Raw genomic sequence first — 13,221 nt, forward strand, 5'->3', positions numbered from 1 at the left:
GGCTGACGCCTTAGCTCCAGTCAAAAGTCAGCAATACGGTACGGCTTTCAGGCTCGTAGAACAGCAGGGTTTCGGTGCCGCTTGCGGCAAAAGCATCGGCATTGGCACTGCAGATGAACTCGAAGTGCGCGCCGGTTTCTGGGTGGATGGGGTGAATACCATCATCCGTGCCGGTACCGCTCAGCAGCTCATTGGTCAGATTGCTCCAGTTGCCGCCCCAGGATGGCCCCCCCAGCACGCCGAGCAGATAGCGCCCGGAGGTGGTTTCGTAGCAATCGGTGCCTGGCTCATACAGTGGCAGCTTGGCAACCTCAGTGAAATCATCCCACTCGTTCGCAGCCTTCCAGCCATGGGCCAGGAAGTCCCGCCTGGCCTGCTCATATGCCGCGTGCTGGATTGCGTAATGCAGCTCCATCACATCGCACCATGAGTACTTGGACTCTTGGTACAGTTCAAACGGCGGCTCCACGCCCAGTTTGACCAGTTCACGATGCTGGGTGCGCACCTCGCGCCAGTCGAGCGATTTTTCCGCCCAGTCGGCCCTATCCTGCTCCAGCATGAAGTAGCGCCAGTCGCCCAGCAGCTCGTACCTGCCTTGTTCGTTGAGCTTGAAAGCCAGCCAGTCAGGCTTGAGCAGCGCGTTGCCAAACTCCTGACCGCCCCACTCCCCGACTTGCCCTTCGTAGGGCTCGCAAGGAGCGACGAGATGGATCGGCCCACTCCAGGCATCGTCGAGCAGCGCCAAGTCGATGCTGACTAGCGGCAGAAAATGCCGTGCGTACTTCTCGACCGGCTCGGCGAAGACGTCAGCCGCATCCGGAAAGGGCCGGATACCGGGGATGACGCCACGCAGGTGCTCGATGGGATGCTGTCTCAGGTTCTTCATCTCACTCATGGGCTGGCAAGGTGAAGCGCAAGGCATCTAAAAAGATAGCTGCTTGCGCATTTCAGATAAGCGCTACAGGCCGATTTCGCTAAAAATCGGCTGGCCTGTCAGCTGCTTACAGCAGGATGCGGCGGTAGTCAGCCAGCACAGCGCCCAAATAGGCGTTGAAGCGTGCGGCTGCTGCACCGTCGATGACGCGGTGGTCGTACGACAGCGACAGAGGCAGCATCAGGCGCGGCACGAACTGCTTGCCGTCCCACACAGGCTTCATGGCACCCTTGGACAGACCCAGGATGGCGACTTCAGGCGCATTGATGATGGGCGTGAAGTTGGTGCCGCCGATGCCGCCCAGAGACGAAATCGAGAAGCAACCGCCTTGCATGTCCGCAGCGCCCAGCTTGCCGTCGCGGGCCTTCTTGGCCAGCTCGCCCATTTCCTGGCTGATCTGCAGAATGCCCTTCTTGTCGGCGTCCTTGAGCACGGGAACGACAAGGCCGTTCGGCGTGTCAGCGGCAAAACCGATGTTGAAGTACTGCTTGTAGACCAGGGTGTCGCCGTCCAGAGATGCGTTGAACTCGGGGAACTTCTTCAGCGCAGCCACCACGGCCTTGATCACGAAAGCCAGCATCGTCACCTTGACATCACTCTTGGCCTTGGCGCTTTCGGCATTGGTCGAAACGCGGAAGGCTTCCAGCTCGGTGATGTCGGCCTCGTCATTGTTGGTGACGTGAGGGATGACCACCCAGTTGCGGTGCAGGTTGGCGCCTGAGATCTTCTTGATGCGCGACAGTTCCTTGCGCTCGACAGCGCCAAACTTGGCGAAGTCGACCTTGGGCCAGGCCAGCACTTCCAGAACGCCGACGTTGCCGCCGGAAGACTTGGGAGCCACAGCCTGCTGAGCCAGGGTCTGCACGGCACCGGCCATCACCGACTTGGTGAAGGACTGGATATCTTCTGCCGTGATGCGGCCCTTGTTGCCTGAACCCTTGACTTCTGCCAGAGGAACGCCCAGTTCACGAGCGAACTTGCGCACCGAAGGTGATGCGTGGGGCAGCTGACCCGAGGGAGCCACGGTGGGATTGTGCGCAGGAGCAGCCACAGAAGCAGATGCCACGGGGGCGGAGGCAACAGGAGCAGCAGCCACAGGTGCAGCGGCCTGAGCGGGTGCAGCCGCGGGGGCGGCAGCTTGCACAGGAGCGGCAGCGGGCGCAGCGCCCCGCACCGTGATCTGACCGACCACGTCACCGATGTTGACGGTGTCGCCGAGCTTGATGCTCAGCGCGGTGATGGTGCCGGCTGAGGGCGATGGAATTTCCATCGAAGCCTTGTCGGACTCGACAGTGAACAGCGATTGCTCAACGGCCACGGTGTCGCCCACCTTGACCAGCATTTCAATCACGGCTACGTCCTTGAAGTCACCGATATCGGGGATCTTCAGGTCCACGGTGGACGAGGCAGCAGGCGCGGATGCAACAGAAGCAACCGGTGCAGCAGCCACAGGAGCGGCGGCCACGGGCGCAGGTGCTGCAGCCACGGGAGCTGGAGCAGCCGCAGCCGGTGCAGGGGCCGCGTCAGCGGTTTCCAGCACCACGATCACGGAGCCTTCCTTGACCTTGTCGCCCAACGCGACCTTGATCTCTTTGACCACGCCAGCGTGGCTGGAAGGGATCTCCATGGAAGCCTTGTCGGACTCCACGGTCAGCAGGGACTGCTCGACCTTGATGGTGTCACCCACCTGGACCAGCACTTCGATCACGCCAACTTCGGAGAAGTCGCCGATGTCGGGGACTTTGATGTCTGTCAATGCCATGTTCGATATCTCCCGTTCTTAGGCGTACAGCGGGTTGATCTTGTCGGTGTTGATACCGTACTTCTTGATCGCTTCGGCCACGGTCGTGGCGTTGATCTTGCCTTCATCAGCCAGACCGCGCAGTGCAGCCACGACGATGTAGTGACGGTTGACTTCGAAGTGCTCGCGCAGCTTGGAGCGGAAGTCCGAACGGCCGAAGCCGTCGGTACCCAGCACCTTGTAGGTACGGCCCTTGGGCATGAAAGGACGGATCTGCTCGGCGTAGGCCTTCATGTAGTCGGTCGATGCGACCACCGGACCTGCATGACCAGCCAGCTGTTGCGTCACGAAAGGAACCTTGGCGGCTTCCAGGGGGTGCAGCATGTTGAAGCGCTCCACGTCCTGGCCTTCGCGGGTCAGTTCGTTGAACGATGGGCAACTCCAGACGTCGGCAGCAACGCCCCAGTCCTGCTCCAGCAGCTCTTGCGCCGCAAACGATTCGCGCAGGATGGTGCCGGAGCCCAGCAGTTGCACGCGCAGACCGCTCTCGGGAACCTTCTGACCAGGCTTGACCATGTACATGCCCTTGAGAATCTGCTCTTCCGTGCCGGCTTCCAGGCCTGGCATGGGATAGTTCTCGTTCAGCAGGGTGATGTAGTAGAAGATGTTTTCCTGGTTCTGCACCATGCGGCGCAGGCCGTCTTGCATGATGACTGCCACTTCGTGAGCGAAGGTGGGGTCATAGGACACGCAGTTGGGGATGGTGTTGGCCAGGATGTGGCTGTGACCGTCTTCGTGCTGCAGACCTTCGCCGTTGAGCGTGGTACGACCCGAAGTGCCGCCCAGCAGGAAGCCGCGCGCTTGCAGGTCGCCCGCTGCCCAGGCCAGGTCGCCGATGCGCTGGAAGCCAAACATCGAGTAGTACACATAGAACGGGATCATGACCCGGTTGCTATGGCTGTAGCTGGTGGCTGCAGCGATCCAGCTGGACATGCCGCCGGCTTCGTTGATGCCTTCCTGCAGAATCTGACCGGCCTTGTCTTCGCGGTAGTACATCACCTGATCCTTGTCGACCGGGGTGTATTGCTGACCAGCAGGGTTGTAGATACCGATCTGACGGAACAGGCCTTCCATACCGAAGGTACGGGCTTCGTCCACCAGGATGGGCACCACGCGGGGGCCGATGTTCTTGTCGCGCAGCAGCTGCGTCAGGAAACGCACATAAGCCTGGGTCGTGGAGATTTCACGGCCTTCGGGTGTGGGCTCCAGAATCGCCTTGAAGGTGTCCAGCGAAGGAGCAGTGAACTTCTCGTCGGCTTCCTGACGGCGGTGTGGCAGGTAGCCACCCAGAGCCTTGCGGCGCTCGTGCAGGTACTTCATTTCCGGCGTATCGTCGGCCGGCTTGTAGAAGGGGATGTCAGCGATCTGGCTGTCAGGAATTGGGATGTTGAAACGGTCGCGGAAGGCCTTGATGTCCTCGTCGCTCAGCTTCTTGGTCTGGTGAACGTTGTTCTTGCCTTCACCAATCTTGCCCATGCCAAAGCCCTTGACGGTCTTGACCAGCAGCACGGTAGGCTGACCTTGGGCAGTGTTGGCAGCGGCGAAAGCAGCGTAGACCTTCTGCGAATCGTGGCCACCGCGGCGCAGATTCCAGATTTCGTCGTCGGACATGTGCTCGACCAGCTTCAGAGCGCGGGGATCGCGGCCGAAGAAATGCTTGCGCACGTAGGCACCATCGTTGGCCTTCATGGCCTGATAGTCGCCGTCGTTGCACTCCATCATGATCTTCTTGAGCACGCCGTCCTTGTCCTTGGCCAGCAGCTCGTCCCAGCCCTTGCCCCAGATCAGCTTGATGACGTTCCAGCCAGAGCCGCGGAATTCACCTTCCAGTTCCTGGATGATCTTGCCGTTGCCGCGCACAGGGCCGTCCAGGCGCTGCAGGTTGCAGTTGATGACGAAGACCAGGTTGTCCAGCTTTTCACGAGCGGCCAGACCGATCGCGCCCAGGGATTCCACTTCGTCCATTTCGCCGTCGCCGCAGAACACCCAGACCTTGCGGTTTTCGGTGTTGGCAATGCCGCGGGCGTGCAGGTACTTCAGGAAGCGAGCCTGGTAGATGGCCATCAGCGGGCCCAAGCCCATGGACACCGTGGGGAACTGCCAGAAGTCGGGCATCAGCTTGGGGTGGGGGTAGCTCGACAGACCCTTGCCGTCCACTTCCTGGCGGAAATTCAGCAGTTGCTCTTCGGAGATACGGCCTTCCAGGTATGCGCGGGCGTAGATGCCGGGCGAGACGTGACCCTGGATGTACAGGCAGTCGCCGCCGTGGTTTTCGTTCTCGGCGTGCCAGAAATGGTTGAAGCCGGCCGCAAACATATTGGCCAGCGATGCGAAGGAGCCGATGTGACCACCCAGGTCACCACCGTCAGCGGGGTGCAAGCGGTTGGCCTTGACCACCATCGCCATGGCGTTCCAGCGCATGTAGGCGCGCAGACGGCCTTCGATTTCGAGGTTGCCAGGGCACTTGGCTTCCTGGTCAGCTTCGATGGTGTTCACGTAGCCGGTATTGGCCGAGAAAGGCATGTCCACGCTGTTCTGGCGAGCGTGTTCAAGCAGATCCTCAATCAGCTTGTGGGCATAGTCCGCACCTTCGCGGTCGATCACCGCAGAGAGGGCGTCCATCCACTCGCGCGATTCTTGTTGGTCCAGGCCGGCAGGCAAGCCAGCGCCTTTGGGATCAGTCTGAGCTGTCATTGTGAGTGTCTCCTTCGAGAGGGGGTAGCTTTATCACGAAGCAGTGAGTGCAGCGTCAACCGGGTGCGGCAAGCGCCACACCGCATAACGCATGGCACAGCACCTTCGGGTGCTCCCCGGATTAAACCGATTCACTGTGTCGATCGCTGGCAAGTTTCGCACATTTTTTTTGAATTTCAAATTGTGCTTTGTGATTTCACTATATAAAAAAATGCTGCAAATGCACATACAGTGAAGCCTCTATAGATTGTCTTTTACGCGACAGAAATAGTCGCAGATTCCACTAGGTCTCTCCCCTACACTGGAGGCATGCAAACAAGCAATCACGAACGAGAAAAAGAGGACGTAAAAAGCGCGCAATCCGTTGCATCCCCTGTACGCTGGTGGCGTAGCTGGTGGCGCAGCCTGTCGCCGACACGGCAGGATCGCTATGCCGCGCTCGCGCCGCTGGCATCGGTGCTGATGTTCATGGCTGCAATCATTGCGTCGTTCTGGTATTTGCGCACGGAAGAAGTGGATCGCGAGCAGGAGGCACTGCGCCGCGATGTGGAATACGCCCAGCAGCGCGTGCGCCTGCGCCTGTTGGAGCGCCAGGAGCAACTGATGCGCATGGCCCGGGACATCGGCAACCGCGAGATGCGCAAAGCCGACTTTGACGGCCACACCGAGGCGTTGATCAGCCAGTACCCCGAGCTGCAATCCATCACCTGGATCAACGACAAGCGTCAGGTTGTGTACAGCCAGTCCGCCCCCACAGTGGCCACGGATCAGCTGCGTGCCGTTGGCGAAGGCCTGCATCAGGGCGAAACCCTCCAAGCCTATGAACAGGCCCGCGAGATGCTGCAGCCCATCTATGTGCAGGAAAAAGCCCAGCCCAATGAGTTGCCGCCACTGCTGCAGCTGCACGTGCCCATCAGCGCCAACAGCCGCTACCAGGGCGAGCTGCTGGCCGAGTTTTCGGTCGACAGCCTGCTGCGCTATGGCACGCCCACGGAAGTGATGGCCCGTTACGCCATCACCATGCGCGATGCCGACAACCATGTGCTGGCCGGCACTCCGCTGGCACCGCGCAAGACGCCTACCGAGTTGCTGCACTGGCGTGCCATTGCAAATGAATACGAAGTGCCCGTCTCCCCCGTGGGCACGGCACTGATGATGCGCGCCCAGGCCTATCAGACTTCGCTGGGCGTTGTCGGCAGCGGCCTGTTCTGGCTGGTGGGCACGTTGTCGGCCATGACGGCATGGCTGCTGCTGGCCACCTGGCGCCACACGCGCCGCCGTCAGCGTGCCCAGGAGGCCCTGGTGGCCGAGACCAACTTCCGCCGCGCCATGGAAAATTCAGTGTTGACCGGCATGCGAGCACTGGATCTGCACGGCCGCATCACCTATGTGAACGCGGCCTTCTGCCAGATGACGGGCTGGAGCGAGAAGGATCTGGTCGGCCAGGTTCCGCCTTATTCCTACTGGCCCGATAACGACTACGACAATCTGCATTCCCAACTGCGTGAGGAGCTGTCGGGCAAGACCATAGTCGGCGGCTTTCAGGTTCGTGTGAAGCGCAAGAACGGTAGCCTGTTTGACGCTCGCCTGTATGTATCGCCGCTGATTGATGCCCATGGCCAGCATACGGGGTGGATGTCATCCATGACGGACATTACCGAACCCAACCGGATTCGCGAACAGCTTTCCGCCTCTTACGAGCGCTTCACTATTGTGCTGGAAGCGCTGGATGCCTCAGTTTCCGTGGCCCCTCTGGGCAGTGCCGAGCTGCTGTTTGCCAACAAGCTCTACCGCCAGTGGTTTGGCTCGCACACCGAAGGGCATCTGCAGCTGGTGGCCCAGGCCGGCAAGCTGCCGATTCGCCACCAGCCCGAAGCCGAGAACGAGGACGGCCTCATGGGCTTGCCCACGGACACACTGACTGCCGCACGCAGCGAGAACGCCGAAATCTTCGTGCCCAGCCTAGGCAAATGGCTGGAAGTCCGCTCACGTTATCTGAGCTGGGTGGACGGCCGTCTGGCCCAGATGGTGATTGCCACCGACATCACGCAGCGCCGCCTGGCCGAGGAGCAGGCGGCAGCACAGGCCGAAAAAGCCCAGTCCGCCAGCCGCCTCATCACCATGGGTGAGATGGCATCCAGCGTGGCCCACGAGCTCAACCAGCCCCTGACCGCCATCAGCAATTACAGCTCGGGCATGCTGACACGCCTGGAAAACGGCACTCTCACGCCGGAACAGATGAAATTTGCGCTAGAAAAGACGGCACATCAGGCCCAGCGTGCCGGACAGATCATTCAGCGCATCCGCTCCTTTGTAAAAAAGAGCGAGCCCAATCGCACACTGGCCCAGGTAGGCGAGATGGTGAGTGAGGCTCTGGAGCTGGCCGGCATCGAGTTGCGCCGCCGCAATGTGCAGTTGACCTCGCATATTGCTGAACGCATGCCGCCGGTAATGGCCGATGCCATCCTTATCGAGCAGGTTCTCATCAATTTGATGAAAAACAGTGCTGAGTCGATTGATATGTCCGACCGCCCGCTGGGTCAACGCAATGTGGAACTGCGCGTGCGCCCCCAGATCTATGAAAGCCTGCCGGGTGTGGAGTTCACCGTGGAAGACACGGGCAAGGGCCTGCCGCCGGAAGTGTTGGAACACTTGTTCGAAGCTTTCTTCTCCACCAAGAGCGAAGGCATGGGCATAGGCCTGAACCTTTGCCGCTCGATTGTCGAATCACATCAGGGTCGAATGCATGCCGAGAACCTCTACAATGGAAGCGAAGTCATTGGTTGCCGGTTCTCATTCTGGCTGCCGTTGGCAACGGGTGTGGAGACGACAACACTCACCACGACAAGCGAACCCATAAAGAGGACGATTGCATGAGTTTGATTCCCAAAAAAGGCACTGTTTACGTAGTTGACGACGACGAAGCAGTCCGTGATTCGCTGCAATGGCTGCTGGAAGGCAAAGACTACCGAGTGCGTTGCTTTGACTCAGCCGAGACCTTTTTGTCGCGCTACGACCCCCGTGAAGTTGCCTGCCTGATCGTCGACATCCGCATGGGCGGCATGACCGGCCTGGAACTGCAGGACCGACTGATCGAGCGCAAGTCTCCTCTGCCCATCGTCTTCATCACCGGTCACGGCGATGTGCCCATGGCTGTGAACACTATGAAGAAAGGCGCACTGGACTTCATCCAGAAGCCTTTCAACGAAGAAGAGCTGCTGGGTCTGGTCGAGCGCATGCTGGATCATGCTCGCGAAGCCTTTACCGGCCACCAGCAGGCCGCCAGCCGCGATGCGCTGCTGGCCAAGCTCACGGGCCGCGAAGCCCAGGTGCTCGAGCGCATCGTCGCCGGCCGCCTGAACAAGCAGATCGCCGACGATCTGGGCATCTCCATCAAGACCGTGGAAGCACACCGCGCAAACATCATGGAAAAGCTCAACGCCAACACCGTGGCCGACCTGCTCAAGATCGCACTGGGCCAGGGCCAGACCAGCGCTGCGGCCAAGGCGGCGGCTGCCGTCAATTAAGTGCTCCCCGCGAAATTGGAAGCCATTCCAATCGCGAGATAATCCAGGGAGCACTGGCCAGGCCTCGCGCTTTAGCCAACTCCTATTCTGATAGCTGCTAGTGCTTGTACTTCAAGGGCTAGCAGCATTTTTTATTGGTACTCCAGCAATGACAGCCCAACTCATCGACGGCAAAGCCCTCTCCGAACAACTGCGCAAGGAAGTCGCCACACGCGCGGCAGCGCTCAAGGTCAAGGGCATCACGCCCGGCCTGGCCGTGATTCTGGTGGGCGACAACCAGGCTTCCCAGGTCTATGTGCGCAACAAGGTCAAGGCCTGCGAAGACGTGGGCTTCCACTCGGTGCTGGAGAAGTACGACGCCTCCATGACCGAAGCCGAACTGCTGGCACGTGTCGAAGCGCTGAACAACGACCCCAGCATTCACGGCATTCTGGTGCAACTGCCCCTGCCCAAGCACATTGACGACCACAAGGTCATCGAAACTATTTCCCCCACCAAGGATGTGGATGGCTTCCACGTGGCCAGCGCCGGCGCACTGATGGTCGGCGAAGTCGGCTTCAAGGCCTGCACGCCCTATGGCTGCATGAAGATGCTGGAATCCATCGGCATGAAGGATCTGCGCGGCAAGCATGCCGTGGTCATCGGCCGCTCCAACATCGTGGGCAAGCCCATGGCCATGATGCTGCTGGCCGCCAACGCCACGGTCACCGTCACCCATAGCGGCACCGCCGATCTGGCCGCCATGACGCGCCAGGCCGACATCATCGTCGCGGCCGTGGGCAAGGTGGATGTGCTGACCGCCGACATGGTCAAGCCCGGTGCCGTGGTCATCGACGTGGGCATGAACCGCAACGCCGAAGGCAAGCTGTGCGGCGATGTCGACTTCAACGGAGTCAAGGAAGTAGCCGGCTACATCACCCCTGTGCCCGGTGGTGTCGGCCCCATGACAATTACCATGCTGCTGGTCAACACCATGGAATCGGCAGAGCGCGCAGCTGGCTAACTCCCTCCGAGCCGCTCTGCGGCTCCTCCCTCTCTGGCTATGAGCGACCGAGAGGGACGACAGCTTTGCTGCGCGGTGGCGCTTGCACACTACCCTGGCGCAAGTACGCTTCTGACCACAGGCTGACGCTATGAAGGCGATAGCAATAAATACCCTGAGAGCGCTTGATTTTCCCGACCTTGCCGGCACTTAATACAGCATGAGCAATCCACTTCTCGAATCCTCCTCCCTGCCCTTGTTTGACCGCATTCAGCCTGCGGATGTGGCACCCGCCATCGACACTTTGCTGGCCCGTGCCAGCGAGGCGCTGGAGACCGTGGTTGCACCGGACTTCCCCGCACAGTGGGAAGCCATCTCTGCCGTGCTGGATGTGGCGACCGAAAAGCTTGGCACTGCCTGGTCGGCCATCAACCACCTCAACAGCGTGGCCGACACCCCCGAGTTGCGCGCGGCCTATAACGACGCCCTGCCAAAAGTCACCGAGTTCTGGACCAATCTGGGCGCCGATGAACGCCTGTACGCCAAGTACAAGGCCATTGACCCGGCCAGCCTTAACAAGGAACAGCGTGCCGCCTGGGACCATGCCATGCGTGGCTTTGTGCTCTCGGGCGCCGAACTGCAGGGCGCTGCCAAGGAACGCTTTGCACAGATTCAAGCGCGCTCGGCCGAGCTGGCCCAAAAATTCAGCGAGAACGCACTGGACGCCACCGATGCCTTTGCCTACTACGCCAAGATTGACGAGCTGGACGGTGTTCCGGCCGATGTAATCGCCGCGGCCAAGGCCGCCGCCGAAGCCGATGGCAAGGAAGGCTACAAGCTGACGCTGAAGATGCCCAGCTATCTGCCGGTGATGCAGTTTGCCAAGAGCAGCGCACTGCGCGAGAAGATCTATCAGGCTTATGTGACCCGAGCTTCCGAGCAGGCCGAGGGTGACGGCAAACGCTTTGACAACACCGCAGTGATGAAGGAAATCCTGGCCCTGCGCCTGGAAGAGTCGCAGTTGCTGGGCTACAAGAACTTCGGCGAGGTATCGGTCGTACCCAAGATGGCCGATTCGCCCCAGCAGGTCACGGACTTTCTGCGTGATCTGGCGCAACGTGCCCGCCCCTATGCCGAAAAAGATGCGGCCGATCTGCGTGCCTTTGCCAAGGTTGAGCTCGGCATTGCCGACCCACAGCCCTGGGACTGGGCCTTCATCGGCGAAAAGCTCAAGGAAGCCCGCTATTCCTTCAGCGAGCAGGAGCTCAAGCAGTACTTTCCGGCCCCCAAGGTGCTGGCCGGCCTGTTCAAGATTGTCGAAACCCTGTTCGAAGTCTCCATCCGCCGCGATGAAGCTCCGGTCTGGAACCCCTGCGTGGAGTTTTACCGGATCGAGCGCTCCACCGAACAAGGCCCTCAGCTGGTCGGCCAGTTCTATCTGGACCCTCAGGCGCGCAAGGGCAAGCGCGGCGGCGCCTGGATGGACGATGTGCGCACGCGCTGGCTGCGCCCCGACACCCATCAGCTGCAAACACCTGTGGCCCATCTGGTCTGCAATTTCGCGTCCGGCGTGGACGGCAAGCCCGCACTGCTCACACACGATGACGTGATCACCCTGTTCCACGAAACCGGCCACGGACTGCACCACATGCTCACGCAGGTCAACGAGCGCGATGTCTCGGGCATTGCCGGCGTGGAATGGGATGCGGTCGAACTGCCCAGCCAGTTCATGGAAAACTTTTGCTGGGAATGGGATGTGCTCAAGCACATGACCGCCCATGTGGACACGGGCGAGGCCCTGCCCCGCACGCTGTACGACAAGATGATTGCCGCCAAGAACTTCCAGTCCGGCATGCAGACCCTGCGCCAGATCGAGTTCGCGCTGTTCGACATGTTGCTGCACACCGAGCACAACCCAGCAGACGACTTCATGGCGCTGCTAAACCAGGTGCGCGCCGAGGTGTCCGTGTTGCAATCGCCGGCCTACAACCGCATGGCCCACACCTTCAGCCATATCTTTGCCGGTGGCTATGCCGCTGGCTACTACAGCTACAAATGGGCCGAGGTCCTGAGCGCGGACGCTTATGCGGCTTTTGAAGAAACCGTGCTTGCTGACGGCTCACCCAACCCAGAAACCGGCCGCAAGTACCGCGAGTCGATTCTGGAAGCCGGCGGTAGCCGCCCCGCCATGGAGTCCTTCAAGGCCTTCCGTGGCCGCGAGCCGCAGATTGACGCGCTGCTGCGCCATCAAGGAATGAGTCAGGCGGCCTGAGTCTTCTGCTGCCGCTTCCCCCAAAGCGCCCTTCATGGGCGCTTTTTCATGCCGGCGACTGCGCGCAGAAGGCCTAGACTGACACTGACTGACTTGCGCACCGGGACCAGATCAAGACAGACCGCAGCCTGGCTGCAGACAGTCCTTCATGCAGGCTATGCTCTGCCCATTGGCGTTCGCGCCCTCAGACCTCTTCATTGCACTACATTGATCAAGATTGAGATGCCACGATCTTTTATTGCCCGGCCTTCGGCCGAGAAACCGACGTCAAGCAACGCCCTGCTGCTGATGACGCTTGTAGCCGCCTTTGCCGCATTGGCGAGCGGAGTCAGCTCGGCTCAGAATCTCTACCGCAGCGTGGGTCCCGACGGGCGGGTCACCTATTCCGACCGGGCCATCAGCCCCAACGCCAAGCCCAGCGCCGAAGCCGTGAGCAACGCCGATAGCCCGGCGTCTTCGGCCAACGCACAGCTTCCTTACGACTTGCGCCAGACTGCCAACCGCTACCCCGTCATGATTTATACGGGCAAGGACTGTGGTCCCTGCGACGAGGCTCGGTCGCATCTGCAAAGTCGCGGCATCCCGTTCAACGAGCGCACCATAGATACCAGCAGCGATGTTGCAGCGCTCAGAAAGCTCAGCGGACAGGACAGCCTGCCCTTTGCCACCATAGGCAACCAGCACCTCAAGGGCTTTGGCGCCGACAGCTGGGATCAGTACCTGAGCGCTGCCGGCTACCCCAAGCAGCCCCAGCTGCCGAAGAACTACAAAGCCCCCGCTGCCAAGCCCTTGACCGTGCCGGCACCAGCCGCTACCGATGCAGCCAAGCCTGCAGAGCGTCCCGCTGCACGCATCACGGCTCCCGCAGCCCCTGCCCCGGGCGCACCCAGACCCGACAACCCCGCGGGCTTGCGCTTCTAGGATTCAGGAATTTTCAATGAAATCAGGCTCTAACGCTTACGCATCAATCGCTAGCAGCTATCAATTTCACAAAGAATCACCTGCACAAGC

At 60.6% G+C, this 13,221-nt stretch carries 8 protein-coding genes; 5 read left to right on the forward strand and 3 right to left on the reverse strand.

Features of this window, described 5'->3' with window-relative positions; all coding sequences use genetic code 11:
* Positions 1-10: 10 nt before the first annotated feature.
* From QYQ99_RS00205 to aceE, 3 genes are all read right to left on the reverse strand, one after another.
* Entirely contained in the window at positions 11-886 is an 876-nt protein-coding gene (locus tag QYQ99_RS00205) for a hypothetical protein (RefSeq protein WP_302090888.1), read from the reverse strand.
* Positions 887-1,001: 115 nt separating this feature from the next.
* A complete protein-coding gene (gene aceF / locus QYQ99_RS00210) occupies positions 1,002-2,696 on the reverse strand; it encodes a dihydrolipoyllysine-residue acetyltransferase (protein ID WP_302090889.1) in 1,695 nt (564 codons plus the stop codon).
* Between the two features lie 18 nt (positions 2,697-2,714).
* On the reverse strand, positions 2,715-5,429 hold the full coding sequence (aceE, locus tag QYQ99_RS00215) for a pyruvate dehydrogenase (acetyl-transferring), homodimeric type (RefSeq protein ID WP_003079261.1): 2,715 nt from the start codon (positions 5,427-5,429) through the stop codon (positions 2,715-2,717).
* Between the two features lie 309 nt (positions 5,430-5,738).
* Between aceE and QYQ99_RS00220 the strand changes: the two genes are divergently transcribed.
* The 5 genes from QYQ99_RS00220 to QYQ99_RS00240 all read left to right on the forward strand — a co-directional run bounded on the left by QYQ99_RS00220 (position 5,739) and on the right by QYQ99_RS00240 (position 13,131).
* Complete coding sequence (locus tag QYQ99_RS00220) at positions 5,739-8,306, forward strand: PAS domain-containing sensor histidine kinase (protein WP_302090890.1); 2,568 nt, start codon at positions 5,739-5,741, stop codon at positions 8,304-8,306.
* Positions 8,303-8,956: a response regulator transcription factor gene (locus QYQ99_RS00225; RefSeq protein ID WP_003055354.1), complete on the forward strand. Its 654-nt coding sequence runs from the start codon at positions 8,303-8,305 to the stop codon at positions 8,954-8,956. Before QYQ99_RS00220 ends, QYQ99_RS00225 begins: the two co-directional genes overlap by 4 nt.
* Before the next feature lie 148 nt (positions 8,957-9,104).
* Positions 9,105-9,959 carry a bifunctional methylenetetrahydrofolate dehydrogenase/methenyltetrahydrofolate cyclohydrolase FolD gene (folD, locus tag QYQ99_RS00230; RefSeq protein ID WP_302090891.1) on the forward strand — a complete coding sequence of 285 codons (855 nt, stop codon included), beginning with the start codon at positions 9,105-9,107 and terminating at the stop codon, positions 9,957-9,959.
* Between the two features lie 199 nt (positions 9,960-10,158).
* Positions 10,159-12,210, forward strand: coding sequence for a M3 family metallopeptidase (locus tag QYQ99_RS00235; protein WP_302090892.1), 2,052 nt, complete (start codon positions 10,159-10,161; stop codon positions 12,208-12,210).
* A 222-nt stretch (positions 12,211-12,432) separates the two neighbouring features.
* On the forward strand, positions 12,433-13,131 hold the full coding sequence (locus QYQ99_RS00240; protein ID WP_302090893.1) for a glutaredoxin domain-containing protein: 699 nt from the start codon (positions 12,433-12,435) through the stop codon (positions 13,129-13,131).
* Positions 13,132-13,221 lie beyond the last annotated feature (90 nt).

The organism is Comamonas testosteroni, from assembly GCF_030505195.1.
Lineage (GTDB): Bacteria > Pseudomonadota > Gammaproteobacteria > Burkholderiales > Burkholderiaceae_C > Comamonas > Comamonas testosteroni_G.